The 25,427-nt window shown below is 66.7% G+C and carries 26 protein-coding genes; 3 read left to right on the top strand and 23 right to left on the bottom strand.

The genetic code is table 11. The annotated features are described in order from the left end of the window. Nucleotide 1: 1 nt before the first annotated feature. The 6 genes from Q0632_RS10210 to Q0632_RS10185 all read right to left on the bottom strand — a co-directional run bounded on the left by Q0632_RS10210 (nt 2) and on the right by Q0632_RS10185 (nt 6,452). Nucleotides 2-340, bottom strand: a complete 339-nt coding sequence (locus Q0632_RS10210; protein WP_298928431.1) for a helix-turn-helix transcriptional regulator — start codon at nt 338-340, stop codon at nt 2-4. 7 nt (nt 341-347) lie between these two features. After that, nucleotides 348-773 (bottom strand): DsrE family protein, encoded by a 426-nt coding sequence (locus Q0632_RS10205; protein WP_298928428.1) that lies wholly within the window; start codon nt 771-773, stop codon nt 348-350. 55 nt (nt 774-828) lie between these two features. Continuing rightward, on the bottom strand, nt 829-1,932 hold the full coding sequence (locus Q0632_RS10200) for a YeeE/YedE family protein (protein WP_298928425.1): 1,104 nt from the start codon (nt 1,930-1,932) through the stop codon (nt 829-831). Between the two features lie 18 nt (nt 1,933-1,950). Then, nucleotides 1,951-2,592, bottom strand: coding sequence for an endonuclease III (gene nth / locus Q0632_RS10195; RefSeq protein ID WP_298928422.1), 642 nt, complete (start codon nt 2,590-2,592; stop codon nt 1,951-1,953). Nucleotides 2,593-2,623: 31 nt separating this feature from the next. After that, entirely contained in the window at nt 2,624-5,407 is a 2,784-nt protein-coding gene (locus Q0632_RS10190) for a DUF4214 domain-containing protein (protein WP_298928419.1), read from the bottom strand. Between the two features lie 154 nt (nt 5,408-5,561). Then, complete coding sequence (locus tag Q0632_RS10185) at nt 5,562-6,452, bottom strand: LysR family transcriptional regulator (RefSeq protein WP_298928416.1); 891 nt, start codon at nt 6,450-6,452, stop codon at nt 5,562-5,564. 82 nt (nt 6,453-6,534) lie between these two features. Here Q0632_RS10185 and Q0632_RS10180 point away from each other — a divergent pair, with 82 nt between their 5' ends. From Q0632_RS10180 to Q0632_RS10170, 3 genes are read left to right on the top strand one after another with little or no spacing between them, the layout of a single operon-like run. Then, on the top strand, nt 6,535-7,506 hold the full coding sequence (locus Q0632_RS10180; protein ID WP_298928413.1) for a tripartite tricarboxylate transporter substrate binding protein: 972 nt from the start codon (nt 6,535-6,537) through the stop codon (nt 7,504-7,506). 22 nt (nt 7,507-7,528) lie between these two features. Next, a complete protein-coding gene (locus tag Q0632_RS10175) occupies nt 7,529-9,145 on the top strand; it encodes a gamma-glutamyltransferase family protein (RefSeq protein WP_298928411.1) in 1,617 nt (538 codons plus the stop codon). Beyond that, entirely contained in the window at nt 9,145-9,558 is a 414-nt protein-coding gene (locus Q0632_RS10170) for a PaaI family thioesterase (RefSeq protein ID WP_298928408.1), read from the top strand. The genes Q0632_RS10175 and Q0632_RS10170 overlap by 1 nt, the downstream gene beginning before the upstream one ends. 6 nt (nt 9,559-9,564) lie before the next feature. On the opposite strand, the gene Q0632_RS10165 is transcribed toward Q0632_RS10170, so the two are convergent. From Q0632_RS10165 to Q0632_RS10085, 17 genes are all read right to left on the bottom strand, one after another. Next, nucleotides 9,565-10,308 (bottom strand): aspartate/glutamate racemase family protein, encoded by a 744-nt coding sequence (locus tag Q0632_RS10165; protein ID WP_298928901.1) that lies wholly within the window; start codon nt 10,306-10,308, stop codon nt 9,565-9,567. An 8-nt stretch (nt 10,309-10,316) separates the two neighbouring features. Then, nucleotides 10,317-10,982, bottom strand: a complete 666-nt coding sequence (locus Q0632_RS10160; RefSeq protein WP_298928898.1) for a GntR family transcriptional regulator — start codon at nt 10,980-10,982, stop codon at nt 10,317-10,319. Between the two features lie 32 nt (nt 10,983-11,014). After that, a complete protein-coding gene (locus tag Q0632_RS10155) occupies nt 11,015-11,884 on the bottom strand; it encodes an ABC transporter permease (protein ID WP_298928405.1) in 870 nt (289 codons plus the stop codon). Then, a complete protein-coding gene (locus Q0632_RS10150) occupies nt 11,884-12,780 on the bottom strand; it encodes an ABC transporter permease (protein WP_298928403.1) in 897 nt (298 codons plus the stop codon). Before Q0632_RS10150 ends, Q0632_RS10155 begins: the two co-directional genes overlap by 1 nt. An 11-nt stretch (nt 12,781-12,791) precedes the next feature. Then, nucleotides 12,792-14,060, bottom strand: a complete 1,269-nt coding sequence (locus Q0632_RS10145; protein ID WP_298928400.1) for an extracellular solute-binding protein — start codon at nt 14,058-14,060, stop codon at nt 12,792-12,794. Nucleotides 14,061-14,086: 26 nt separating this feature from the next. Next, entirely contained in the window at nt 14,087-15,109 is a 1,023-nt protein-coding gene (locus Q0632_RS10140) for an ABC transporter ATP-binding protein (protein WP_298928397.1), read from the bottom strand. A gap of 178 nt (nt 15,110-15,287) precedes the next feature. Beyond that, nucleotides 15,288-16,202: a rhodanese-like domain-containing protein gene (locus Q0632_RS10135; RefSeq protein ID WP_298928393.1), complete on the bottom strand. Its 915-nt coding sequence runs from the start codon at nt 16,200-16,202 to the stop codon at nt 15,288-15,290. 57 nt (nt 16,203-16,259) lie between these two features. Then, the gene (locus tag Q0632_RS10130; protein ID WP_298928390.1) at nt 16,260-18,074 is read right to left on the bottom strand and encodes a tannase/feruloyl esterase family alpha/beta hydrolase; all 1,815 of its coding nucleotides are present in this window, start codon (nt 18,072-18,074) and stop codon (nt 16,260-16,262) included. A gap of 36 nt (nt 18,075-18,110) precedes the next feature. Continuing rightward, entirely contained in the window at nt 18,111-18,968 is an 858-nt protein-coding gene (locus tag Q0632_RS10125; protein ID WP_298928895.1) for a sugar phosphate isomerase/epimerase, read from the bottom strand. A gap of 55 nt (nt 18,969-19,023) precedes the next feature. Next, the gene (locus Q0632_RS10120) at nt 19,024-19,908 is read right to left on the bottom strand and encodes a 4-hydroxyphenylpyruvate dioxygenase (RefSeq protein WP_298928386.1); all 885 of its coding nucleotides are present in this window, start codon (nt 19,906-19,908) and stop codon (nt 19,024-19,026) included. 13 nt (nt 19,909-19,921) lie between these two features. Beyond that, a complete protein-coding gene (locus Q0632_RS10115; RefSeq protein ID WP_298928383.1) occupies nt 19,922-20,782 on the bottom strand; it encodes a shikimate dehydrogenase in 861 nt (286 codons plus the stop codon). Nucleotides 20,783-20,836: 54 nt separating this feature from the next. Beyond that, nucleotides 20,837-21,835 (bottom strand): TRAP transporter substrate-binding protein, encoded by a 999-nt coding sequence (locus Q0632_RS10110; protein ID WP_298928380.1) that lies wholly within the window; start codon nt 21,833-21,835, stop codon nt 20,837-20,839. A 34-nt stretch (nt 21,836-21,869) separates the two neighbouring features. Beyond that, nucleotides 21,870-23,150, bottom strand: coding sequence for a TRAP transporter large permease subunit (locus Q0632_RS10105; RefSeq protein WP_298928377.1), 1,281 nt, complete (start codon nt 23,148-23,150; stop codon nt 21,870-21,872). 4 nt (nt 23,151-23,154) lie between these two features. Next, complete coding sequence (locus Q0632_RS10100) at nt 23,155-23,700, bottom strand: TRAP transporter small permease (protein WP_298928373.1); 546 nt, start codon at nt 23,698-23,700, stop codon at nt 23,155-23,157. Between the two features lie 119 nt (nt 23,701-23,819). Further along, nucleotides 23,820-24,503 (bottom strand): TetR/AcrR family transcriptional regulator, encoded by a 684-nt coding sequence (locus Q0632_RS10095; RefSeq protein ID WP_298928370.1) that lies wholly within the window; start codon nt 24,501-24,503, stop codon nt 23,820-23,822. 91 nt (nt 24,504-24,594) lie between these two features. After that, a complete protein-coding gene (locus tag Q0632_RS10090; protein ID WP_298928367.1) occupies nt 24,595-24,903 on the bottom strand; it encodes a type II toxin-antitoxin system RelE/ParE family toxin in 309 nt (102 codons plus the stop codon). After that, nucleotides 24,900-25,187, bottom strand: a complete 288-nt coding sequence (locus Q0632_RS10085; protein WP_298928361.1) for a YlcI/YnfO family protein — start codon at nt 25,185-25,187, stop codon at nt 24,900-24,902. Before Q0632_RS10085 ends, Q0632_RS10090 begins: the two co-directional genes overlap by 4 nt. Nucleotides 25,188-25,427: the final 240 nt, after the last annotated feature.

Below are 25,427 nucleotides of genomic sequence, written 5' to 3'. Positions count from 1 at the left end.
TTCAGCCCAGGTCGGTCTCGATGGCGATCTGGGTGCAGACCGCCCGGCACAGCGTGACCACGCGGTCGTTGATGATGCGGTAGTAGATCTGCACGCCGTCGCGCCGCTTGCCCAGCACGCCCGCCTGGTACAGGGTGTTCAGGTGCTGCGACATATTGGGCTGGGTGGTCACTATCTCTTCGAGCAGCTCGCTGACGTTCTTCTCGCCGTTGCACAGGCTGCTGATGATCTTCAGGCGCATCGGCGCCGACATCACGCGAAAGACCTCGGCCGCCAGCTCGAAGACCTCGTCGGACTCGATGCCCTGGGCGCTTGCGGTGGCGGCAGCTCGCTTGGCCATGCCTGCCTCAGGGCTTGATGTAGGCGTAGTGTTCGCGCGCCTGCAGCTGGCCGATGCGCGCCACACCCGAAGGTGTGAAGTCGGCGTCCATGATGAACTGCTTCTTGTCGATGTTGCGGTTGCGCAGGGTGATCTCGCAGATCTCGAAGCGCACGCCGCGCGCCTTCAGGGCGCTGACCAGCGAGGCGTAGTCGATGTTGGGGTTCTTCTTGTCCTTGGCGCCTTCCATCAGGAAGTCGATGCCCTCGGCATGGGTGACGACGACGATCTTGGTGTCGGGCGCCACGTCCAGGTGGTTGCGCACGTTGCGCAGGCCCTTGGTGGCCTGGTTCTCGGCGTTGTCGATGTGGTAGACGACCTTGTCCTGCGCTTGCGCGGCCAGGGCACCGAACGCCAGGGTCAGGGCGGCCAGCCATTGCATGATGGGTTTCATTTCGGTCTCCGTTTCTTCTATCAATGAATCGCTCTGCGCGAATATATGGCAGATCTTAAGCCCGCCAGGCCTGGTAGCGCAGGGCGGCCACCGCGCCGCCGACCATCGCCGCCACCGCGATGAAGCTGGTGGCGCTGAGCGTGGAGACGCCCGAGACGCCCTGGCCGATGCTGCAGCCCATGGCCGTCACACCGCCAACGCCCATCAGCACCGCGCCGGCCAGATGGTGGCCCAGGTCGCCGGTGGAGCCGAAGCCTTCCCAGCGGAAGCTGCGCTGCGCCAGCGCCATCGTGAAGGAGCCGGCGATGGCGCCAAACACCGAGGCCATGCCCACTGTCAACAGCTTGTTGCGGTCGCTGAAGTACATCAGCCAGTCCAGGGTGTAGGCCACCGGGGCCACGAAGCTCAAGGCTTCCGCGCGGCCGGAGTTGGTGGCGATGAAGCTTTCTTCCAGCGTCTGCGGGTGCTCGGCCAGGTGACCCAGATGGCCGCTGACCCACCACATGGCCAGCACGGCGGCGCCCACACCGAGGCCCGCCAGCAGGTTGTTGGTGCACAGGAACTCGCGGCCCGCCAGTGCCCAGGCCAGCAGCGCGCCGCCCAGCAGCAGGGCCACGGTCAGGCCCGCCGTCGCGGGCGCCAGGCCGGTCGCCTGCGCGGCCCAGGCCGCCAGGTTGGCGTTGCCCGCGAAGTCGACGGCCACGCGGTCCACCGTGGCGCTGCGCCAGACCGCGCTCAGGCCCTTGAGTGTGGCGAAGGCCGACAGGCCCAGCACCAGGGTGACCACCAGCGATTTCATGTTGCCGCCGCCGATGCGCACCAGGTTCTTGCTGACGCAGCCCGAGGCCAGCACCATGCCGAAGCCGAAGAGCACGCCGCCCACGAGGGCCGACAGCCAGATCAGGCGGTTGGACGCATAGAGCACCAGACCAGGCCGGATGACGCCGGCCTGTGCCATCAGGGCGAAGCCCAGCATCGCCACGCCGGCGGCCAGGGCCCACTGGCGCAGCCGCGTCCAGTCGCCCATGGTGACCACGTCGGCGACCCCACCCATGGTGCAAAAGCCCGTGCGCTGCACGATGGCGCCGAAGGCCATGGCAACGAAGAAGGCGGCCCAGAGCACCTGGGTGCTGAGGGCGGCAAGAGCCTGGTCGGACATGCGGGAGATTCTAGGGACTCAAGCAGGCGACGGAGTCTTGGGCTTGTAGTCGCAGTACGGCGCCACCGCGCACTGCCAGCACTTGGGCGTGCGCGCCACGCAGACATAGCGGCCGTGCAGGATCAGCCAGTGGTGGGCGTGCAGCATGTACTGCGGCGGGATGCGCTTGAGCAGCTTGAGTTCCACCGCCAGCGGCGTCTTGCCCGGCGCCAGGCCGGTGCGGTTGCCGATGCGAAAGATGTGGGTGTCCACCGCCATGGTGGGCTCGCCGAAGGCCACGTTGAGCACCACGTTGGCGGTCTTGCGGCCCACACCCGGCAGGGCTTCGAGCTCTTCACGGGTGCGCGGCACCTCGCTGCCGTGGCGCTCGATCAGCAGCTTGCAGGTCTCGAGCAGATTCTTGGCTTTGCTGCGGTACAGGCCGATGGTCTTGAGGTAGCCCTCCAGCTTGGGCAGGCCCAGCTCGAGCAGCTGCTGCGGCGTGTTGGCCACCGGCCAGAGCACTCGCGTGGCTTTGTTGACACTGACATCCGTGGCCTGGGCCGACAGCAGCACCGCCGCCAGCAACTCGAAGGGCGAGCTGTATTCCAGCTCGGTCTTGGGCTGCGGGTTGGCGGCCTGCAGGGTGGCGAAGAAGGGCCCGATCGACTCGCGTTTCATGCCGCCCAGTGTAGGGCGGCTGGCGCAGCCCTCAGGCCACGCCCGTGCCCACGATGACGACGATGGCGTTTTCCAGCAGCACGTTGCCGCTGACCAGGTCCAGCGCCTGCAGCTTGACGTCGAAGCGGCCGTTGCCCAAGGCATAGTTCTCGGTCACGCCGTTGGTGGCCGGGTTGTCGAAAGCTGCCCGGAAGCTGGCGAAGCCGATGTTGAAGCTGTTCTGCTCCACTGCAGCGGCCACCGCCGCGGGGTTGGGCACCTGGCCGCCACCGGCGGGGGGCGGGTCATAGAAGTTGTTGTCGCCAGCGTAGGTCAGCGCGTTCAGCGTCACATAGCGCGTGGCCACGGTGGGGTCCACGTCCACCAGGATGCGGTAGCCGTACTCGTTGCGCACGCTGCCGTTGTGGTCGGTGTCCGCAGCGATGGAGAAGTCGATGTTCCACTTGGCGAGGTTGGAATTGGTACTGAGGTTTCCGCTGGCCACGGTGTAGGCCTCTTTGTTGACCGTGATCGAGCCCTCCCTGGCCTTGGCCTTGATCGCCAGTTCCAGGCCTATGTCGTCGGCTCGCACGGTATGGAAGCCGGTCACCGGGTTGCCGTTGCCCACGTACATTTTGCCGTCGGCACCGGTGGCGGAGGCGTCCAGGCTCACGTTGGAGCCGGTCTTTTGCGCGACAACCTGGATGGCGTTCTCCATCACAACGGTGCCGCTGTCCAGGACCTGCAGCTTGATGTCGTAGCGGCCGGGAGCGGCGTAGTCGATGGTGGTGCCGAGCGTGGCATCCAGGCTGTTGAAGCCATAGTTGAAGCTGTTCTGCAGCACGCCCTTGCCCACCGATGTCGGGTTCGCGGTGCCGCTCTTGAAGTTGTGGTCTGCCGTGTAGTTGATCGGCAAGATCTTGAAGTCGGTTCCCTCCCCCTTGTCGGCGTCGAGCAGGAACTGGTAGGTGTAGCGGCCGAGCACGTTCGCGCCGTTGGCGTCGGTGTCGGCCGCGATGGAGAAGTCGATGTTCCAGACCGCGAGATCGGCGCGGCCGTCCGGAGTGCCGGATGGCACGAAGTACACGTTGTCGCTGCCGGTGCCGTCGGCGCCGCCGCGGATTTTGGCCTTGAGCGCCAGCTCCAGACCCACGTCGGCTGAGCGCGCGATCGCGAAACCGGTGACCAGGTTGCCGTCTCCGGGATACATGTCGCCGTCGGTGTCGATGGCCGATGCATCCAGCGTTGCCCGAACGGAGCGTGTGACAGCCAGTGGCGCGGGGGCCGGAGGAGGCGCAGGCGGCGGAGCCGGTGCGGGAGGAGGGCCCTCGGGAATCACGGCGCCGGCGCCGGCGTTGACCGCTTCGATGATCCTGGTGTCGTCTGTGCTGTCGGGGTCGAGGTCGCCGACGTCGGAGTTGTTGACGATGTCCGTGAGCGAGTCGCCCGTCACGTTGTCGACGATGGCGCTCAGCGTCCCCCCGCCGGCGGCGGCTTCGATCTGGTTGGCCACCTCGCCCTGCACGGCCGTCTGGACCTGGCTGATCTTGGCCAGCGCGGCGATGGTGTTGCTTGTGCCGGCGCTGATGATGGCGTCGACCTTGTCCGCCGAGTCCGCCATGATGCTGGCGAAGCTGCCGGACATGGCGGTGACGCTGGCGGCGGTGGCCTGCAAGCTGGCGTTGCCGCTCAGGGCCACGCTGTCCTGGAGCACCGCGCTCAGGAAGGACTGGTCGCTCATGTTCACCACGCCGTCGGCATCGTTGCCCACCGCCTGCGCAATCGACTGGAGCACCGCGTCGGAGGCCGCGGCATCGGTGATGCCGCCCGCGCCGGCGGCGCCCACCAGAGTGCTGGCGGCCGTCACCATCAGGTTCTGCAGCTTGGCCGCTGCTGCCTGCACCTGCACAGCCGCTGCCTTTTCGGCTGCCGTGGCGGTTGGGCTGAAGGCAACGGCCAGCGGATCGTAGTTCTTGAGGTCTATCGTTGGACTCAGCCCGAAGGCCTTGGCCACGGCGCTCTGGGCCTGCGCTGCGGTCTGGCCCTGGGCGATCAGCGCTTCCTGCAGGGAGGTCAGGGGATTGACCACCGTTGCGCCCTCGGGCGCCTTGAGCACGCCGGTGTGGGCCAGGTTGGTGGAGATGTCGACGCCGCCGGTGACAAGCAGCGAGCCCTGCGCCCCGGTCAGCGAGAAGGCACCCTTGTCGTCGGTGAAGGTCTTGGCCTCGCCTTCGTTCCAGATGCCGTCGCCGTTGGCGTCGGCAAACACCATCGCGCCCTTGAGGTAGCCGTCCAGCACGGAGCCGCTGGCGGTGAGCGTCGCGTCGAACGCCGAATACTGCTTGTTGCCCACCTTGGCGACGTTCTCTGGCGAGTACGAGAACGACAGCGCGACGCTGGCGCGGTCGCGCGTGCCGTTGGACAGCTCGTTCAGGTAGTAGTTGACGCCCTGCTGTTCGCCCTCGCGTCCCAGGCAGGTGCGGTACAGGGTCTGGATGAAATCGAGGTTGCTGGCCGCCGTGTAGCCGAACTTCGCCTGCGCCTCCGGCGAGTTGAGAAAGCCGGACGTGGCGGTCTGCATGCTCATCTTGCCGTCGCGGATCTGGTTGATGTAGAAGCTCAGGCCTCCGGCTTCCGGATCACGTCCCAGGATGGCGGTGTACAGCCGGGCGATAGGCAGCGTCTGTGTCTGGTACGCATCCTGCGCATAGAGCGCAGCCGATACGGCGGCGACGGAGGCATGGCTGGAATAGGTTTGTGCTTCCGCCGTGGTGGCGGCGCGGGCGAACACGGTGCGAAATGCGGTGTTGACGGCGTTGAAGTCGAGAGTGGCCACGTTGAACATCCTTGTGGTTGAGTAAGGCGGCAACGGGCTATTTGTTGCCAGCGGTAACTCAGGATGTTTCAGGAAACTGTCAGCTTTGTATTGATTTGTTCATCGGAGAACAAAAGCGACAGAAATTCCAGCGGAACCCGGAATTTGTTGGCAGTCAGGCGGCCTGTTGCCCGGCTGCTGTCTGGGCCTGCAATTCGCGCACGATGGCCGCCACCACGGCGGCGTTGGCGGCCTGGCGCTGCTGCACCAGCGCGATCTGGCGCTGCTGCACACCCGGTAATTCGATCACGCGCAGGCGGGCATCGGCCTGCCAGCGTGCATCGCGCAACAGGGGCAGGATGGCCAGGCCCAAGCCCGAACGCACCAGCTCTACCATGGTCTCGATGGCGTTGAGCTCCAGAAACTCCTGCGGCTGCACGCGCAGCTTGCGCAGGGCGCGCTCCACCAGCTGGCCGGTGTGCTGCGTGCTGTCGAAGCGGATGAACGGGTGGCTCAGCAGCAGGGCGCGCGCCGGCGCGTCTTCCACCGAGCGGCCGGCCAGCAGCACCATGGGCTCGGTATGCAAGGCGGTCCAGGCCAGCTGCGGCTGGGCCGGCATGGGCTCGCGCACCGCGATGGCGGCGTCCAGTTCCCCGGCTTGCACCCGCGCCACCAGGTCCACCGACTTGGCGGCCGAGACGTGCAGTTCCAGCGCCGGGTGCCGGGCCTTGAGCGCCAGCGTCGCCTGGATCAGCGGCCGCAGGGCCGAGACCACCGCGCCCAGCTGCACCGTGCCGGCCATGGGCTCGGGGGCCGGCGCGCTGGCCAGCATCTGCTCGTACTGCGCCACCAGGCGCCGCACCATGGGCAGCAACTCGCGGCCAGCGTCGTTGAGCACCACGGCCTTGCCCTGGCGCTCGAACAGCGGGCGGCGCAGCTCGGCCTCCAGCACCCGCATTTGCTGGCCCACGGCCGCCTGCGTCAAGGCCACGCGGTGGGCAGCTCCGGCAAACGAGCCTTCGCCGGCCGCGGCCAGGAAAGTCTTCAGGAGGCGGATGCTGCTCATCCCTCCATGCTAAAGCAATGGTTTAGCGTTGATAAAGCAATATTCGCGTTTGCTTGTGCCTGGGGCCGGGATAATTGCAGCCATGAAGCTCATCTCCTCTTTCCTGCTCGCCGCCCTGGCTTTTGGCGTTGCGCCGTCCCAGGCCCTGGCCCAAGCCGCCTATCCCAACAAGCCGATCCGCCTTGTCGTGCCGTTCCCGGCCGGCGGCGCGACCGACATCTTCGCGCGCGCGGTCTCGCAAAAGCTGGGCGAGAAACTGGGCACGACCGTGGTGGTCGACAACAAGCCCGGCGCCGGCGGCACCATCGGCTCGGACATCGTGGCCAAGGCCCATCCCGATGGCTACACGCTGCTGCTGGCCACCTCCAGCACGCACAGCATCGCGCCGGCCTTCGGCGGCAAGCTGCCCTACGACGCGGTCAATGACTTCACGCCGATCTCCCACATTGGCGACGCGCCCAGCATCATGGTCGTGCCCAACAACTCGCCGGCCAAGACCGTCAAGGAGTGGATCGAGCACGCGAAGAAGAACCCCGGCAAGCTCAACTACGCCAGCAGCGGCAACGGCACGGTGGTGCACCTGACGTCCGAGTACTTCAAGGCCCAGGCCGGCCTGTTCCTGGTCCACATCCCCTACCGTGGCACGGCCCTGGCCATCCCCGACCTGGTCAGCGCCAAGGTCGACGTGCTGTTCGACTCGCTGCCCAGCGGCCTGCCTCATGTCAAGGAAGGCCGTCTGCGCGCCCTGGGCATCACGTCCCTGAAGCGCTCGCCGCTGCTGCCGGACGTGCCGGCCATCTCCGAGACCATCCCCGGCTGGGAGTCGGTCACCTGGTTCGGCATGTACGGCCCGAAGAACCTGCCGGCCGACATGGTGGCCAAGGTCAACGCCGGCATCGTCCAGGCGCTCAAGGAAGCCGACGTCAAGGAGCGCCTGGCGCGCCTGGGCATCGACCCGGTGGGCGGCACGCCCCAGCAGTTCGCCACCATGGCCGCGGCCGACCGCGCCAAGTGGAAGAAGATCATCGCCGACCGCAAGATCACGACCGACTAAACAGACAAAGACCAACAGTTCCATGGCCCACGCATTCGATTTCCACAACCCCTATCCCACGACGCGCATCCCGGTCTTTGCCCGCAACGCCGTCTCCACCTCGCACCCGCTGGCCTCGCAGGCCGGCCTGCGCATGCTGTGGAAGGGCGGCAACGCGGTGGACGCCGCCATCGCCGCCGCCGCCGTGATGACCATCTGCGAGCCGGTCAGCAACGGCCTGGGCAGCGACTCCTTCGCCATCCTGTGGGACGGCAAGAAGCTGCACGGCCTGAACGCCTCGGGCCGCGCGCCCGCCGCCTGGACCGCGCAGAACTTCAAGAGCAAGTACGGCCAGGACGCCGCCACGCCGCCCAAGCGCGGTTTCGACTCGGTCACCGTGCCCGGCGCCGTCGGCAGCTGGATGGCCATGAGCGAGCGCTTTGGCAAGCTGCCCTTCGGCGACCTGCTGGAGCCGGCCATCGACATCGCCGAGCGTGGCTACCTGCTGCCGGTGGTGGTGCAGCAGAAGTGGGCCGCGGCGCTGGCCGAACTGGGCCAGGGCCCGGGCTTTGCCCAGGCCTTCATGCCCTGGGGCCGCGCGCCCAATGTCGGCGAGCTGTTCCAGTTCAAGGCGGCGGCCAAGGGCCTGCGCGCCATCGCCCGCAGCAAGGGCGAGGCCTTCTACGGCGGCGAGATCGCCCACGCCATCGAGCGCTTCTCCAAGGCCAATGGCGGCAGCATCACGGCGCGCGACTTCGCCGACTACAAGCCCGAGTGGGTCAAGCCCATCGGCAAGAACTACCGCGGCCACACCCTGCACGAGATCCCGCCCAACGGCCAGGGCATCGCCGCGCTGATCGCACTGGGCATCCTGGACAAGTTCGACATCGCCGGCATGGCGGTGGACGGCCCCGACGCGCAGCACCTGCAGATCGAGGCCATGAAGCTGGCCTTTGCCGACGTCTACAAGTACGTGGCCGAGCCGGCCAACATGGAGGTGACGGTCGACCAGATGCTGGACGACGCCTACCTGGCCAGCCGCGCCAAGCTGATCGACATGAAGAAGGCGCAGGACTTCGGCGCCGGCAACCCGGTCAAGGGTGGCACCATCTACCTGACCACGGCCGACGAGAACGGCATGATGGTCAGCTTCATTCAGAGCAACTACATGGGCTTCGGCTCGGGTTGCGTCGAGCCGAACTTCGGCATCAGCCTGCAAAACCGCGGCCACGCGTTCAGCCTCAATGAAGGCCCGAACCAGGTGGCGCCGGGCAAGCGGCCCTTCCACACCATCATCCCGGCCTTCCTGACCAAGGACGGCCAGCCGGTGATGAGCTATGGCGTGATGGGCGCCAACATGCAGCCGCAGGGCCACATGCAGACCCTGGTGCGCATGCTCGATTTCAAGCAGAGCCCGCAGGCCGCCTGCGACGCGCCGCGCTGGCGCTACAACGCCGGCCTGGAGATCAACGTCGAACAGCAGATGGACAAGACCACCGTGGCGGCGCTGCAGCAGCGCGGCCACCAGGTGGAGGTCATCAACGACAACTACCAGGACTTCGGCGCCGGCCAGTTCATCTGGCGCATGGGCAACCCCAAGAAGGAAGGCTACGTCGTCGCCAGCGACCCGCGCCGCGACGGCCTGGCTGCCGGCTTCTGATGCCCAAAAAAGCGCGCTTCACCAACCACATCGGCCTGCAGTTCGAGCAGCCGGCGCAGGGGCGGTCGCGCTGCTTGCTCAAAGTGCAGGACTTGCACCGCAACGGCACGGGCGTGGTCCATGGCGGGGTGCTGTTCACGCTGGCGGACACGGCGATGGGGGCGGCGCTGTATTCGACGCTGGAAGACGGCGAGATCTGCGCCACCATCGAATGCAAGATTACCTACTTCAAGCCGGTCTTCGACGGCGAGCTGGTCTGCACCGGCGAGACCATCAGCCGGGGCAAGACGGTGGCGGCCATGGAGGCCAGCATTCATCTCGATGGCGTGCTGGTGGCCAAGGCCAGCGGCAGCTTCGCCATCTTCAAGCGCAAGACGGATGCGGCGATCGCGCATCCCTCCGAAGCCACCTGAGCCGCTTCAGGCTGGCTTCGTTCCCAGCGCCGTCAGTTCTGGCGACAGGCCCTGCCAGGGCAGGTCGAAGCCCGCGGTCTCGCGCGCCGGCGCAAGCACATGGCTGCGCAGGGCCCAGCGGGCGCCGGCCAGCACGCTGTCGATCAGGGGCACGCCCAGCGAAGGCTGGATCTGCGCCGCCATGCCGGCCAGGCCGGCGCCGCCCAGGATGACGGCTTGCGCGCCAAGCTGGCGCACCGCGTCCAGACAGGCCTGGCTGAGCAGCTCGCGCGCGGCCACGGGGTCGGCCGCCAGTTGCGCGCCGGTGGGAACTACGGTGTGGATGCCGGCCAGCGCTGGCCCATGGCCCAGGGCATGGGCCAGGCGCTGGAGCATCGGCCCCCAGCGCTGGCCACCGGTGACGATGGCAAAGCGGCCGTGGCGCGCGGCCTCGATGAAAGCTGCTTCGGCCAGGCCGGTGACGGGCACGGGGCTGCTCTCGCGCAGGGCCAGCAGGCCTGGGTCACCAAAGCAGCCGATCAGCACCGCATCGGGCTCGGCCTCCCTGGACGCCAGCGCCGCTGCCCAGGCATCGAGCGTGGCGTGTCCCGCCACCGCGTAGCTGGCTTCGTCGGCGATGTAGGGCGCACCAAAGCGCGCGGTGACGGTGCGCACCCGCACATGCAGGCCGGCCTCGGCTTGCACGTGTTGTTGCAGCAGCGCGCTCACCGAGGCCGAGGTATTGGGGTTGACGACCAGCAGCCGGCGCATGGTGGGCATCAGGTGCCGAACAGCACGGCCAGGTCGGGCGCGGCTTCGGCCGCCGCGCTGAACTGCAGCTGCGACTCCAGCCGGTTCAGGTGTTCGCGCATGCGGTTTCCCGCTTCCGCCGCATCGCGCAGGCGGATGGCGTCGAGCAAGGTGCGGTGCTCGCGGCAGCCGCAGGCCGTGGCTTCCTCGCGCTCGCCGGCATGGGCCGAGCTGTAGGTCATGAGGATGAGCGAGGTGCGCGAGGTCAGCTCACGCAGGATGCGGCCCAGGGTCTGGTGGCCGGCGCGCTCGGCGATCTGCAGATGGAAGTCGCCCGACAGGCGGATGGCACGGCGCATGTCGCCGGCCAGCCGCGCCGCTTCCTCGGCCTCGATGCTGGAGGCCAGGTGCGCCATGTCGGCGGCGTCGGCCTTGGCGATGAACAGCGCCACCAGGGTGGGCTCGATCAGGCGCCGTGCCTCGAACACCTCGCGCGCCTCCTGCTCGCTGGGCTGGGCGATGGCCGCGCCGCGGTTGGGTGTGAGCGTCACCACCTGCTCGTTGGCCAGGCGCACCAGCACAGGCCGGATGCGCGTGCGCGAGACGCCGAAGGCCGTGGCCAGCTTGTCTTCCACCAGCTTGGTGCCCGGCGGCAGGCGGTGGTCGAGGATGGCCGAGACCATGCGCTCGTACATCTCGTTGTCGGTCAGCGGCAGCGGGCTGACGCTCACGTCCTGCCCTTCTTCTGCCGCTTGCCCAGTGCCATGGCCAGGCCCACGGCCACACCCATCACCAGGAAGGAGACGATGGTGGTCACCGTGCCCAGCGCGTAGATGGACGGCGTGGTGACGGTGGAGGTCAGGCCTTGCAGCTCCAGCGGCAAGGTGTTGACGTCGCCGATGGCCTGCGAGGTGCGGGCGATCTCGTCCCAGCTCAGGGTGAAGCCGAACATGCCTATGCCCACCACCGAGGGGCCGATCAGCGGCAGCACGACGAAGCGGAAGCTCTGCCAGGGCGTGGCGCCCAGGTCGCGTGCCGCTTCTTCGTAAGCCGGGTTGAAGCGGTTGAACACCGCGAACATGATCAGCAGGCCGAAGGGCAAGGTCCAGGTCAGGTGCGCGCCCAGCGCTGAGGTCAGCAGGCCCAGGGCCGTGCCGTAGTCCTCCAGCATGCTCTCGGGCAGCATGGCCTTGATGCCGGTGTCGAGCAGGCGGAACTGCAGGCCGATGCCCAGCGAGACGATGATGGACGGCATGATCAGGCTGGCCACCGTCACATAGAACAGCAGGTTGCCGCCGGTGAGCTTCTTGCGGAAGGCCAGGCCGGCCAGCACCGACAGGACCACGGTGAAAGCCATCACCACCGCGCCCAGCATCAGGGAGCGCTGGAAGGCCCCACCGATGTCCACCGTGCCCAGGCCTTCGGCCAGCTTGCGGAACCAGTGCAGCGACAGGCCGCGCAGCGGAAAGGTCAGGCCGCCCTCCGGTCCCTGGAAGGACAGCACGAAGATGGTCAGCATGGGCCCGTACATGAAGAGCACGAACAGGCCGAAGACGGTGGCCAGTGGCCAGAAGCCGGGAGCGCGCGCTTCACGCATCACAGTTCCTTGCGGATATCGACCAGCCGGGTCAGGCCCCAGATGATCATGAGGACGACCGCCAGCAGGATGACGGCGTTGGCCGCCGCTAGCGGGAATTGCAGGTAAGAGGTCTGCACCTGGATGATCTTGCCGACCGAAGCGATCTGCTGGCCGCCCATCACGCCGATGGTGACGAAGTCGCCCATGACGATGGTGATGACGAAGATCGAGCCGATGAGGATGCCGGTCTTGCACAGCGGCACGACCACGTTCCACAGGGTCTGCCAGCCGGAGGCGCCCGAGTCGCTGGCCGCTTCCAGTAGTGAGCGATCGATGCGCATCATGCTGTTGAAGATGGGCACGATCATGAACATGGTGTAGAGGTGCACAAAGGCCAGCACCACCGAGAAGTCGGAGAACAGCAGCCACTCCACAGGTTCGTGGACCAGGCCGGTGGCCATCAGGCCCTGGTTGACCAGGCCGTTGCGCCCCAGCAGGGGCACCCAGGAGATCATGCGGATCACGTTCGAGGTCCAGAAGGGAACGGTGCACAGAACGAACAGCGCCGTCTGCATGCCGGACGACTTGACGTGGAAGGCCAGGAAGTAAGCCACCGCGAAGCCCACCACCAGGGTGATGGCCCAGACCAGCAGGCAGAACTTCAGGGTGGACAAATAGGTGGCGAGCGTGACGCACAGGTCACCCCGCTCGTTGAGCGCGCCGCAGCCTTCGAAGATGGCGAAGTAGTTGCGCAGGCTGAAGCCGGGCAGCAGCTCGTACTCGTTGAAGTTCCAGAAGCTGACCATGGCGATCAGGGCCAGCGGAACCAGGAAGAACAGCACGAACACCGCCGTGAACGGCGCCGCCTGCAGCCAGGCGGGCAGGGTCTTGGTGGTGCTCGTGCTTGTGGTCATTGCTCAGTCAATCAGGCTGCAACAAATTCGTTCCACTTCTTCACCATGTACTCGTTCTCGTCCATGATGGCGTTCCAGCAGGCGATGCCGCCCATGCGTGCTTCGTAGCTGCCGCCGTCGCGCACCGCGCCGGTCTTGGCCAGCACGTCGCCGTTGGGGCTCTTGATGTCTTGCGAAGCGGGCTTGCCTTCCATCCAGTAGGCCCACTCGTAGGCTTCCATCTTGGCCTTGGCCGTGTCCAGCACGGCGCTGTAGTAGCCCTGGCGGTTGAGGTACGCGCCGGCCCAGCCGTCGAGGAACCAGTTGATGAATTCGTAGGCGCCGTCGAGCTTCTTGCCCGACAGCGTGGCCGGCACGCCGAAGCCGGCGGCCCAGGCGCGGTAGCCTTCCTTCAGGGGCTGGAAGTTGCAGGCGATGCCCTTGGTGCGCACGGCGGTGACGGCCGGCGACCACATGGACTGGATCACCACTTCGCCCGAGGCCATCAGGTTGACCGACTCGTTGAAGTCCTTCCACAGGGCGCGGAACTGGCCGGCCTTCTTGGCTTCGATCAAGGTGGCGATCGTCAGGTCGATCTCCTTCTTGGTCATGTTGCCCTTGTCCGGGTACTTGTAGATGCCCTTGGCTTCCACCACCATGGCGGCGTCCATGATGCCGATGGAGGGGATGTTCAGGATGGCGGCCTTGCCCTTGAATTCGGGGTTGAGCAGCTCGGCCCAGGAGGAGATCGGACGCTTGATCAGGTCGGGACGGATGCCCAGCGTGTCAGCGTTGTAGACCGTGGGGATCAGCGACATGAACTGCGTCGGCGTGGCCGAGAACTTCTTGCTCTTCTCGCTCTCCAGGTAGATCACCTTCTTGGGCGCCGTGCCCTGGTCGCCCACGGCCTTGCCGGCGACGGTGCCGGTGGTGAACAGGGAGGTGATCTTGTCGGCGTTCTTGATCTTCTTGGTGTCGATGCCCTTGAGGTTGCCGGTGGGCACGATCTTCTTGAGCGAGAAGTACTCGGTGTCGATCAGGTCGAAGCTGTTGGGCGCGGTGACGGCGCGCTTGGTGACGTCGTCGGTGGTGACGGCCACGTACTGGATCTTGATGCCGGTGTCCTTCTCGAACTTCTCACCGATGGCCTTGTCCTGGTTCACTGCCGTGCCCAGGTAGCGCAGGGTGATTTTTTCCTGGCCGATGGCCGGCGCCATGCCGGTGGCGAGGATGCCGGCCATGCCGGTCAGCACGGTGCGGCGTTGCAGGCCGCTGGTGGATTCAATGGTGTCGTCGGACATGGTGGCTCTCCTTGGTAAAAAACGAATCAGGCGCGCAACGAATGGGCAGCGTGCCAGGACAAATGAACGTCTTCGCCCAGCGTGTAGGGGCGTTGGGCGAAGGCGGCTTCGGGCAACATCACCGAGACCCCCGTGGAGCCGGTGGCGGTGCGCGCATCCAGGCCCAGCAGCACATAGGTGCCCTGGTACTCGACGTCGGTGATGGTCGCGGCCATGCCGGCGATGCCCTGTGCAGGAGCCGTCGGCTCGGAGGGGGCGATCAGCATGTGGTCGTTGCGCACGGCGATCTTGCCGACGCCGGTTTCGATCACGTTGTGGCCGCCCATGAAGCGGGCGATGAACTCGGTGGCTGGCGCGTTGTAGATTTCGTGCGGCGAGCCCACCTGTTCGATCAGGCCCTGGTTCATCACCACCATGGTGTCGGCCAGGGCCATGGCCTCTTCCTGCGAGTGGGTCACGTGGATGAAGGTCAGGCCCAGTTCCTTTTGCCAGCGGCGCAGCTCGGCGCGCATCTGCACGCGCAAAAAGGGGTCCAGCGCCGACAGCGGCTCGTCCAGCAGCAGCACCTTGGGCTGGGTGATCAGCGCGCGGGCCAGGGCCACGCGCTGCTGCTGTCCGCCCGAGAGCTCGCCGGGCTTGCGCTGCGCCAGATGGCCCATGGCCACCCGTTCGAGCAGATCACCGGCCTGCTTGTGGCGTTCTGCTTTGCCAACCCCCTTCATCTTCAGGCTGAAGGCCACGTTGTCCAGCGCGCTCAGATGGGGGAAGAGGGCGAAGCTCTGGAACATCATGGCCGTGCCGCGGCCGGCCGCCGGCAGGTTGGTGATGTTGCGGTTGTCCAGCAGGATGTCGCCGCTGGTGGCGCTCTCATGGCCGGCGATCATGCGCAAGGTGGTGCTCTTGCCGCAGCCCGAGGGCCCCAGCAGGCAGCAGTAGCTGCCGCTGGCGATGCGCAGGTTGATGGCGTCCACCGCCGGCGCGCCTTGCGCATAGCGCTTGGTCAGCGCGACCAGTTCGATGGCGGCAGGCGTGGGGGTGACTTCATCCATGCCTGGGCCGGATGCAACAGCCGTGCCAGCTTTGTACGCAATCGCAGCGCAGCATTGCGTACAAAATGCACGCGAGCGGTGCATGGGGCCGGCCGGGCATGCCCTCTTTTGCGGCGTTCAGAGGGAAATAAGCCTCTAGCCCCCGTCAAATGAGCCTGAGGCGCTATGAAAATAGGAGCTAGCCCTGGTCTTCCCAGGCTTGCAGGCCGCCGTGCAGGGCGCGCACTCGCTGGTAGCCGGCCTTGAGCAGCAGGCGCGCCGCCCGCGCCGCCGAGGCTTCGTTGGGGCAGTCGCAGTACAGCACGACCTCGCGGTCCAGCGGTATGTCGGCCAGCAGGGCGCGCACGCCCTCGATGTCGGATTCGCGCGCGCCGGGGATGCGGCGCGGGTCCAGGTCGCGTGTGGCCTGCGAGCGCACGTCCACCACCACCGGCGGCGCCTCGGCCGCCAGCAGGGCGCGCAGCTGCAGCACGTCGATGCGGTGGCGCCGTACAAAGCCCAGCAGGCGCTGGCGTTCGACCCAGCGCCAGGCGATGAACAAGGCCAGCAGGCCGGCCAGCACCAGGATGGCCAGGCCGCCGATCTGCGACAAGGTGTCGATCAATGCGTCGACCTGGCGATGGAACAGCATGCCGGCACCGATGGCGCTGCCGGCCCACAAGGCCGTGCCCACCGAATCGAACAGCAGGAAGCGACCGGCGCCAAAGCCCATGGCGCCGGCCAGGGGCGAGGACACGGCCGACAGGCCAGGGATGAAGCGCGCCACCAGCAGCGCGGCCAGGCCCCAGCGGGTGAAGACGCTCTCGGTGCGGCGCACGCAGGCGTCGGGCGACAGGCTGATGCGGCACATCAGGCCTAGCACACGCATGCCGTGGCGCCGGCCTGCCAGGAACCAGCTGAAGTTGGCGATGCCCGAGGCCAGCACCGCCAGCAGCAGCACCTGCCAGGCCACAAGCTGGCCTTGGGCGGCCAGCATGCCGGCCACCAGCAGGCTGGGCACGGCCGGCACCGGCAGGCCGAATTGCTCGACCAGCACATTGAGAAAGACCAGCAGCGGGCCGTGCTGGTCAAAAAGCCGCAGGAGCTCTTGCATGGGCCATTGTGCCCAGGGCCGGGCCGCCGCGCCTCCCTCTAAAGGCGCAGTGGTCCGTCAGCGGCAGCTGTAGCTGGCGGCCTGGCGGGCCGGGCCCGTGCCGTTCCAGCTGATCTTCTTCGGGTAGACGCAGACCGGGTAGCTGGTGGCGTTGTCGCGCGAAGCCAGCACGATGTCGTTCGGGGCCGTGCCACGTTCCACCCAGTCGACCAGGGCGCTGAACATGGTGTCCTGTTCACGCGTGGGGTTCTGGTTGGCATTGCCCGGCAGCTTGGGCATGGGCACAGTGTTGTTCACGTTGCCCACGGTCCAGGCCCGGCCCTGCGAGCTGTGCGCCATGCCGGGGATGTTGTACATGCGGAAGAACTTCTGCACTTGGGCTTCACCGCCCAGGCGGGCCGCCACCTGCTCGTAGTAGCGCACTGCGCCCTGGGGCGGGATCACGTCCTCGGCCAGGCCGTTCCACAACAGGATCTTGCGGCCCTGGTCACGCAGCTTGGCCAGATCGGTGTTGTCGGTGGCGTAGTCGCGCAGGAAGGGCAGGGTCGCGGCCTTGGCATAGGTGTCGGCATAGGCGGCGTAGCCCATTTCGGCCCAGCGGTTGCGGCGCGTGGTCGAGGCATTGGCCGGCGGGATGGAACTGGTGGCACTGCCGTCGGCCGAGTAGCTCACATCCTGCATGGTGAGCGCGATGAAGTCGGTGCCGGCGCTGTTGATCTGGCCGCCCAGCGAAGAGCCGCGCGTCACCGTCCACCACAGCTGCTGTGGCGCCTGCGTCTTGCCGCTGCGCGCGGCAACCGAGGCGTTGGCGTCGTAGCTGCCGTCGCGGGTCGGGCCGTTCCAGATCTTGGCCAGCGCCAGGGCTTCCTTGGCCGACAGGCAGGTGGCGGCGTCTGCATTGCTGCCGCCGGCCGCGGTGCACAGGCCCGCGCTGTCGCGCACCGGGTCATAGCTGCAGCTGAAGGGATCGAGCAGAAAGCCCAGGCCTTCCTTGTCGCAGCTTTTCACTGCGCGTGCGGTGGCGGCATCGACCTTCTTGGCGAAGGCGGCGGCAGCGGGCTTGTTCAGGGCATTGATGCCCAGCTCGCTCTTCATCACCACCTGGGTCCAGAAACCCGACAGGCCGAACTGCGGCACGCTCAGCGCCGGCTGGGCGATCAGGTAACCGTCGTACAGCTCGGGGCGCTCCTGCGCCACCTTCATGCCCTGGCGGCCGCCCTGCGAGTGGCCGTCGTAGTAGGCGTACTTCTGGCGCTTGCCGTAATACAGCTGGGCCAGCGCCTGGGTCTTGATGGCCTGCTCGTACATGGCGCGGGCCGAGACGTCGCGGAAGGCTTCCAGGTTGACCTTGCCGTCCGACAGGAAGGCGAAGGACGGGTCCTGGTAGAAGGGCTGGCCGGCGTCGGTCGTGCCCGAGGCATAGCCCATGTTGGCATTGACCAGGGCCGGCACCTTGCTGCCGATCTGGCCGGCGTAGCGGTGACCGCCACCGACCCAGCCGCCGCCGCCGTAGTTGCGGATGCGCTCGTTCCAGACTGCATGGGCCGGCAGCCAGACTTCGATGCCGATGCCCTCGGAATAGGAGCGCGCCGTCTTGTCCTTCTCGGCCGTCACGCCGGGGCCGACCAGCAGCTTGACCAGGCACATGTCGTTGGCGGCGACGATGGGCGTGGCCGAGTCCACCGCTGTCAGGGCCGTGCCCTTCTTGATGTCGCGCACGGCCACCACGGTGGTCAGGGCGTCGGGCTTGAAGGCGGTCTTGAGGCCGTCGTCGCAGGCCAGCGGCTTGCCGGTGGGCGCCATGCCCGCGCAGCCGGCGAGCAGGGCTGCGCCGATCAGCACACTTGCGCGTGCCAATGTCTGAACTCTCATGCTTGTCTCCTGTTGTTGTCGGAAATCAGGTGCGCATCAGGTGCGCAGCTTCAGCTGCCCCGGCAGCGGCGCGGCACGGCGCAGCACGTCTTCGGCCAGCCACAGGGCGGAGCGGCGGGCGCGCTCGGCCACCATGGGCAGAGGCATCTGCACGTAGTCGTCGTTGAAGACCTCGAAGCTGTAGTCGCCGGTGTAGCCCAGGGCGTCAATCTTCTGTACCAGGTCGACGACCTGCTCTGTGTGCACGCCTTCGCCGGGGAAGACGCGGAAGGTGCGCGCCGTCGCCATGCGCTCCTCGAAGGTGCGGGTCTCCTGCCACATGAAGTCCGACAGCTGCACCAGGAAGATCCAGGACGGGTCCAGCTCCTCGATGCCGGCCAGCGGCGTCTTGGCCGCGAAGATGTGGAAGGAGTCCAGGCCCAGGCCCAGGTTGGGGCAGTCGGCGCGCGTGACCACATCCCAGGCGGTGGTGTACTCGTTGACCGTGCGGCCCCAGCTCAAACCTTCGTAGGCGATGCGGATGCCGTAGGGGATGGCCAGCATGGCCAGCTTGCGCAGGTCGCGGGCGATGTGGTCCAGGTCCTGGCTGGCGTGGGTGGAGGTCGACGAGCAGGCCAGCAGCACATCGCAACCCAGGGCGGCGCACATCTCCAGCATGGTCTTGGCGATGTCCACCTTGTACTGGTGCAGATGGCCCGACAGGCCCTCGAAGTCGCGCAGCACCTGGAAGCCCGTGCCGCGCAGGCCGCTGGCCTTGACCGCCTGCACGGCGGCCTTCCAGCCCTGCGGGTGGCCGACCAGGTCGTTGGCCTTGAGCATCACCTGGCTGAAGCCCGCGTCCTTCATTGCCTCCAGCTTGGCCTCCAGCGGGCCGGCCAGGGTGATGGTGTCCATGCCCAGGCCGGCGATGGCCTGGCGGATGCTGCGCTCGTGGTTCACGGCCGGGTCCTCAGGCTTGTTCGCTGTGGACCAGCTCGAAGACCACGCCGCCCAGGTAGGTCTTGGACAGGGCGCCGCGCTTTTCGGTGTGCGCTGCTTCGGTCTCGACGAACTCCATGCCCAGCGCGCGCAGGGCGCGCACCGCGGCCAGCACGTCGGGCACGCCCAGGCCCAGGCGCTGCAGGCGCTCTTCGCGCGAGAAGGAGTCGGCTTCGGGCTCGACCAGCTGCAGCATGAAGCGGTTGGCTGCCTCCACCGCCGGCGCGCGCAGCAGCTTGCCCGAGGGCATGATGCCAAAGCGCTGTTCGTCGGGGATCAGGGCCGTGCCGAACAGCTCCTTGTAGAACTCGATCCAGTCGTAGCCGCGGCCCACGCCGATGTACTGCACGATGCCGAAGAAATGCAGGCCGGCCGTGGCCGGCGGGTTCTGCTCCACCGCCGGGATCTTGATGAAGTCCACGTCGTAGATGGAGAACTCGCGCCAGCGGTCGACAAAGTAGATGCGGCTGCCGCCCACGCCATGGATGGCCGGGATGTTCAGCTCCATGGCCTCGGGGTGGGTGGGCACCTCCCAGGCGCCGCGCTCGAGCACATGGCGGTAGGCGGCGCGCGCATCGCGCACGCGCAGGGCGACGGCGCTGATGGTGGGCACGGTCGAGGGCGCCTCCATCGGATGGGCGTTGACGATGATGTTCATGCCGCCCTGGCGGTACAGCAGCACCTCGCGCGAGCGGTGCCGCGCCACCGGGCGAAAGCCCATCATCTCCAGCACATTGCCCAGCGCCTGGGGCTGGGAGGTGGCGTATTCGATGAACTCGACGCCGTCCAGACCCAGAGGGTTGGCATCGTCGCTGTACGAGTCTTGCAAAGGCTCGCGGGCAAGCAGATCGCTCATGGGGGTGACTCCTTCAATACTGGAGGCGGGCACCATCGCGCAGCACCTGCGCGGTCGTGGTGGGGAAACCGAAATACTCCAGGTAGGCGGGGATCTGCTCGAACAGCATGTCCGATCCCACCTGGATGCGGCAGCCGCGCGCCTGGGCGGCGGTGAGGAAGGCCGTCATCTCGGCCTGCATGACCACTTCGCCGACGAAGGTGCGGGCATCGAGCCGCGCCACGTCCAGCGGCAGCGGGTCGCCCGGGTTCATGCCCATGGGCGTGGCGTTGACCACCAGGTCCAGGCCGGCCGGGTCGTTGCTGCCGGTGGCCACTTCGATGGCCGGGTAATGGGTGCGCAGCCGCTGGGCCAGGCCTTCGGCTGCGGGGGAATTGACGTCGTACAGCGAGATCGCGGCGATGCCGGCGCCGGCCAGCGATGCGGCGATGGCCGAACCCACGCCGCCGCTGCCCACGACCAGGCAGCGCGCGCCTTTCAATTCCAGGCCCTTGCGCTGCACGCCGCGCACGAAGCCGGCGCCGTCGAACATGTCGCCCAGCAGGCGGCCGTCCGGCGCACGCTTGACCGCATTGCAGGCGCCGGCCACCTTGACGGTGGGGGTCACCTCATCGAGCAGGCCGACCACGCTGACCTTGTGGGGCATGGTGATCAGGGCGCCGCGGATGTTCTCCAGGGTGAACAGGCCGCGCAGCAGGCCGGCGAAGTTCTCTGGCTTGCAACCCATGGGCACGACCAGGGCGTTGATGCCCGCCGATGCGAAATACGGGTTGTAGATCATCGGCGACTTGAACGTGTGCGTCGGCCAGCCGACGTGGGCGATCAGCTCGGTGTGGCCGTCGATCTGCATGGGAGTGGGAATGCGTGCGTTCATTGCGAGAGGGGTGTGGTCCCGGCCGTACGGGCCGGGACCGGGAGGGCGAGGCCCTTATTTGCGCAGCTTGTCCAGCTCGACCATCATGGCCGCGGCGGTGGCGTCACCGACGCTGGCCGCGTGCTTGGCGATGACCGGCTTCATCTTCTCGCGCAGCTTGGCCACTTCGGCGGGCGGCAGCTCGGTGACCTGCATGCCGCTCTTCTTGAGCTGCTCCAGGATGCCGCCGGCGGCAGCGCGCGACTGCTCGCGCTGGTACTTGGCCGACTCGTTGGCGGCGTCGGCCACGATCTTTTTCTCCTCGGCCGACAGCGAGTCCCAGAACTTCTTGCTGATGACCACCGACTGCGGGTTGTACTGGTGGTTGGTCAGCGTCATGAACTTCTGCACTTCGAACAGCTTGGCGCCCTGGATGGTCGCGAAGGGGTTCTCCTGGCCGTCCACGGCCTTTTGTTCCAGCGCGGCGTACAGCTCGGGGAAGGGCAGGGGCGTGGGGTTGGCGCCCAGCGCGCTGACCCAGTCGATGTTGATCGGGTTGGGGATGACGCGCAGCTTCAGGCCGGCGATGTCTTCCACCTTGGCGATGGCGCGCTTGCTGTTGGTGATCTGGCGAAAGCCCAGTTCGTAGTAGGCCAGGCCGACCAGGCCTTTGTCTTCCAGCTTGGCGTGCAGGCCCTTGCCGAAGGCGCCGTCGACCACGGTGTCGGCTTCCTTGGCGCTGGCGAACAGGAAGGGGAAGTCGTAGATCGCGAAGTCCTTGACGATGCTGGCGAAGATGCCCGAGTTCATCGAGGCCATCTCCAGCGTGCCGCCCTGCAGGGCCGACACATTGGCCTGGTCGTTGCCCAGGGCGCCGCCCGGGAAGATGTTGACCTTGAGCTTGCCGCCGGACTTGGCTTCAACGATCTCGCCGAACTTCTCCATGCCCATCACGATGGGATGGCCCTTGGCGTTCTGGTTGGCGAACTTGATGGTCTTGGTCTGGGCTTGCGCCAGGCCAAAGCCGGCCACTGCAACAGCGGCCACCACGGTCTTGAGGAACAGTCGCTTCATCTTTTGTCTCCTGGGGGGTTGGGATTCGGATCGATCAGCCAAAGAACCACTTAGCCGGCACCATGACGATGCTGGGGAACAGAACCATGAGGAACATCACCGCGAACTGCGCCAGCATGAAGGGCCAGACGCCCTTGGTCACCTCGTCCATGCTCATCTTGCCGACGCCGGCAACGGTGCTCAGGATGGTGCCCACTGGCGGGGTGATCAGGCCGATGGAGTTGTTGATCATGAACAGCACGCCGAAGTACACCGGGTCGATGCCGGCGGCCTTGACGATGGGCATGAACACCGGCGTGAGGATCAGGATGGTGGGCGTCATGTCCATGGCCGTGCCCACCAGCATGGTGATGACCATGATGGCCATCATCAGCAGGATGGGCTGGTCCAGCAGGGGCTTGAGCAGGCTCACGAGTTCTGCCGGCAGATTCGCCACGGTGATCATCCAGGCCGAGACCATGGCGGCGGCCACCAGGAACATGATCACCGCCGTGGTCTGCGCCGCCGCGGCGAACAGGCCGTACAGCTGCGAGATCTTGAGCTCACGGTAGACCACCATGGAGATGAACAGGGCGTAGACGGCGGCGACCACGGCCGCCTCGGTCGGTGTGAACACGCCGAACTTCAGGCCGACGATCACGATCACCGGCAGGCCCATGGCCAGGGCGGCGTCCTTCAGGGCGACCATCACGTCGGCGCGGCTGGCGCGCGGCGGCGGCGCATGGACTTCCTTGCGCACCAGGAACCACCAGGTCACCCACAGGGCCGCGCCCAGCAGGATGCCCGGAAAGATGCCGGCGATGAACAGCTTGGAGATCGACACATTGGCCGCCACGCCGAACACCACGAAGCCGATGGACGGCGGGATGATGGGGCCCATCACCGCGGCCGAGGCCAGCAGGCCGGCCGAGCGCGGCTTGTTGTAGCCGGCCCTGACCATCATGGGCAGCAGCAAAGCGGTCAGGGCGGCGGCATCGGCCACGGCCGAGCCCGACAGGGCCGACATCAGGGCCGCGGCCAGGATGGCCACGTAGCCCAGGCCGCCCTTGACGTGGCCCACCAGGGCCATGGCCAGGTTGACGATGCGGCGCGACAGGCTGCCGGTGTTCATGACCTCGCCGGCCAGCATGAAGAAGGGAACGGCCAGCAGGGGGAAGCTGTTGGCGCCCTCGATCACGTTCTGCGCCAGGATCTGGGCGTCGAACATGTTCATCTGCCACATCAGCGCGGCGCCGCAGGCCAGCAGGGCGAAGGCGATCGGCAGGCCCAGGGCCATGGTGCCCAGCAGGGCACCCAGGAAAATTGCAATGGTCATGGTCTCAGGCCTTGGCTTGCGCGTTCTTCTCGGTGGGGGTTTCTTCTTCGGACTCGACCACGGCGACCAGGTCTTTCTCCGACAGCTTGCCGGTGACCAGTTTCCAGAAATCGGCGGCGATGATGACCATGGCCAGGGCGGCAAACACCACACCGCTGGCATAGAACCAGGCCATCGAGGCTTCCATCACGGCGCTGGTCGAGCCCCAGTTGATCTTGGTCTGGGCGATGGCGCCCTGCAGCATCACCCAGCACAGCCAGATCATCAGCAGATGGGTCAGGCCCAGGCAGATCTTCTTGCCCAGCTTGGGCAGGCGCGACACCAGGCTGTCTGTGCCCAGGTGGCCGTGCTTGCGCAGCGCGACCAGGGCGCCCATGAACGTCATCCAGACGAACATCCAGCGCGAGAGTTCTTCCGACACCGTGATGCCGGTGTTGAAGCCGTAGCGCAGCACCACGTTGCCGAACACCATCAGCACCATCAGGGCCAGCGCCACCACCATCAGCAGCGTGAGCAGCCGGCAGGCCTGGTCAATCAATTTATCTACCATCAAAAAGTCTCCTGGCAGGGATTTTGTACGGACTGGTTACTTTGGCGGGTACGTGGAAACCCGCACGGTTTCGACATACCAGCGATAGCTGTTATGCCGGATTTGGTGGGGTGGCCCCCTCAAGGCGAGCGCATGAAACGCACGATCATCTCGATCACGCTGTCGCGCCGATGGGCGACGTAGGCCGGCGAGAGCATGTCCAGCTTGAAGATCAGGCCGAAGGTGTGCTGGTTGGAGACGTTGAAAAAGCTCAGCGCCGAGATCGAGGCATGGATGTCCAGCGCATCCAGCCCGGGCCGGAAGACCCCGCTGGCCAGGCCGCGCTTGTAGAGGTGCTCGATGGCGGCGATGGCCGGCACGTTCAGCTCCTGGATGCGGGCGCTTTGCGCCAGGAACAGGCCGCGGTTGATGTTCTCGGACATCACCAGGCGGATGAAGGTCTGGTGCTGCAGGTGGTGGTCGAAGGTGAAGGCCACCAGGCGGCGCAGGGCCTGCTCTGGCTCCAGGTCTTGCAGGTGCAGCTCGCCCTCGATGTCGCGCACCTGGCGGTAGGACTCCTCCAGCACGGCCAAGTACAGGCCTTCCTTGCTGCCGAAGTAGTAATAGATCATCCGCTTGCTGGTCTGGGTGGCGGCGGCGATCTCGTCGATGCGCGCGCCGGCCAGGCCTTTGTCGGCGAATTCGGCAGCGGCAATCTGCAGGATGTTGGCCTTGGTCCGCTCCGGATCGTTGGTGCGGCCTGTCTCCTTGGCCGGCGCCTCGCTGGCAGGGGCCAGTCGGCGCTTTTGTACTAGTTCGTTCATTGCAAAAGTATAGGGGGCACCGGTTTGCGCAGCATGCGCAAAACCCCTTAGACCGCCTGTGAGCCGCGCCGGAGCGTTGGCGTGCCCGGTCTCAGTGGTAGTCGTTCTCGCGCTGGTGGCGCACCGCCAGGATGGTGACCGTGCTGGCGTCCTCGATCTCGAACAGCGCCACGTAGCCTGCCGCGCCAAACGGGATCACCATCTCGCGCAGCCGTGGGCCGTGCTGGCCGTCGCCGGCCTTGCGGCATGAGAAGGGGAACTGCTCCAGCAGTTTCAGGGCCTGCCCGATGACGGCCAGGGCGCGCTCCGCGGTGTCCAGATCGTGCTCAAGCAGGAAGTCGTAGAGCCGTAGCAAATCTGCCTCGGCGTGCGGGGTGAACCGGACGCGGTAGCTGTTCACGGCTTGTCCGTGGAGCGCTTCGCCTTTCTTTGGGCGGCAGCCAGCTTTTTCTCCATCTTGGCCACAACGGTGGCTGCGCTGATGTACTGGCCTTGCGCGCGAGCCTCTTGCGCAAAGTGCAGGCCGCGCGCGATGAATTCCTGTTGCGCGGCGCGCTGGTCGATGTGGCTTTCCAGCGCCGCTTCCATCAGCTTGGACAGCGTCTCACCAGGGAGCAAGGCCCGTTCGGCCGCATCGCGCAGCTTGGGGTTCACGCGCAGAGCGGGCAAGGTGGCGGTTTTCATGGCGGCTCCTGGAAATGCATTGCAATTGTAATGCGGCGACCCTGCAAAAGGAAAATCATTCTGTAACCCCCGTCCAATGGACCTGAGGCGCTATGGAAACCGTAGCGAGCCCAGCGGAATCTGGGCGCCGGCCCGACGGAGAAATGGGGTCGGATCCAAATTAGAGACAAAGCTCATGCCGGAGCCCGAGGTACCGTCCGAAATTGGCTCTGACCCCAATTATCCGCTCCCCGCCCACGC

Source organism: uncultured Ramlibacter sp., from assembly GCF_936925435.1.
GTDB lineage: Bacteria > Pseudomonadota > Gammaproteobacteria > Burkholderiales > Burkholderiaceae_C > Ramlibacter.
The sequence above is the reverse complement of the archived record's forward strand: the minus strand, read 5'-3'. Positions and strand labels throughout refer to the sequence as shown.

Bases quoted from the DNA above. Each gene is read 5' to 3' on its own strand.
- Q0632_RS10165 (WP_298928901.1), bottom strand. From the start codon at position 10,308: ATGCGCCGGCTGCTGGTCGTCAACCCCAATACCTCGGCCTCGGTGAGC.
- Q0632_RS10110 (WP_298928380.1), bottom strand. From the start codon at position 21,835: ATGAAGCGACTGTTCCTCAAGACCGTGGTGGCCGCTGTTGCAGTGGCC.
- Q0632_RS10205 (WP_298928428.1), bottom strand. From the start codon at position 773: ATGAAACCCATCATGCAATGGCTGGCCGCCCTGACCCTGGCGTTCGGT.
- Q0632_RS10120 (WP_298928386.1), bottom strand. From the start codon at position 19,908: ATGAGCGATCTGCTTGCCCGCGAGCCTTTGCAAGACTCGTACAGCGAC.
- Q0632_RS10180 (WP_298928413.1), top strand. From the start codon at position 6,535: ATGAAGCTCATCTCCTCTTTCCTGCTCGCCGCCCTGGCTTTTGGCGTT.
- Q0632_RS10105 (WP_298928377.1), bottom strand. From the start codon at position 23,150: ATGACCATTGCAATTTTCCTGGGTGCCCTGCTGGGCACCATGGCCCTG.
- Q0632_RS10140 (WP_298928397.1), bottom strand. From the start codon at position 15,109: ATGGATGAAGTCACCCCCACGCCTGCCGCCATCGAACTGGTCGCGCTG.
- Q0632_RS10170 (WP_298928408.1), top strand. From the start codon at position 9,145: ATGCCCAAAAAAGCGCGCTTCACCAACCACATCGGCCTGCAGTTCGAG.
- nth (WP_298928422.1), bottom strand. From the start codon at position 2,592: ATGAAACGCGAGTCGATCGGGCCCTTCTTCGCCACCCTGCAGGCCGCC.
- Q0632_RS10130 (WP_298928390.1), bottom strand. From the start codon at position 18,074: ATGAGAGTTCAGACATTGGCACGCGCAAGTGTGCTGATCGGCGCAGCC.
- Q0632_RS10150 (WP_298928403.1), bottom strand. From the start codon at position 12,780: ATGACCACAAGCACGAGCACCACCAAGACCCTGCCCGCCTGGCTGCAG.
- Q0632_RS10160 (WP_298928898.1), bottom strand. From the start codon at position 10,982: ATGTACGAGCGCATGGTCTCGGCCATCCTCGACCACCGCCTGCCGCCG.
- Q0632_RS10135 (WP_298928393.1), bottom strand. From the start codon at position 16,202: ATGCAAGAGCTCCTGCGGCTTTTTGACCAGCACGGCCCGCTGCTGGTC.
- Q0632_RS10085 (WP_298928361.1), bottom strand. From the start codon at position 25,187: ATGAAAACCGCCACCTTGCCCGCTCTGCGCGTGAACCCCAAGCTGCGC.
- Q0632_RS10115 (WP_298928383.1), bottom strand. From the start codon at position 20,782: ATGAACGCACGCATTCCCACTCCCATGCAGATCGACGGCCACACCGAG.
- Q0632_RS10155 (WP_298928405.1), bottom strand. From the start codon at position 11,884: ATGCGTGAAGCGCGCGCTCCCGGCTTCTGGCCACTGGCCACCGTCTTC.
- Q0632_RS10095 (WP_298928370.1), bottom strand. From the start codon at position 24,503: ATGAACGAACTAGTACAAAAGCGCCGACTGGCCCCTGCCAGCGAGGCG.
- Q0632_RS10100 (WP_298928373.1), bottom strand. From the start codon at position 23,700: ATGGTAGATAAATTGATTGACCAGGCCTGCCGGCTGCTCACGCTGCTG.
- Q0632_RS10175 (WP_298928411.1), top strand. From the start codon at position 7,529: ATGGCCCACGCATTCGATTTCCACAACCCCTATCCCACGACGCGCATC.
- Q0632_RS10185 (WP_298928416.1), bottom strand. From the start codon at position 6,452: ATGAGCAGCATCCGCCTCCTGAAGACTTTCCTGGCCGCGGCCGGCGAA.
- Q0632_RS10125 (WP_298928895.1), bottom strand. From the start codon at position 18,968: ATGGACACCATCACCCTGGCCGGCCCGCTGGAGGCCAAGCTGGAGGCA.
- Q0632_RS10145 (WP_298928400.1), bottom strand. From the start codon at position 14,060: ATGTCCGACGACACCATTGAATCCACCAGCGGCCTGCAACGCCGCACC.
- Q0632_RS10200 (WP_298928425.1), bottom strand. From the start codon at position 1,932: ATGTCCGACCAGGCTCTTGCCGCCCTCAGCACCCAGGTGCTCTGGGCC.
- Q0632_RS10210 (WP_298928431.1), bottom strand. From the start codon at position 340: ATGGCCAAGCGAGCTGCCGCCACCGCAAGCGCCCAGGGCATCGAGTCC.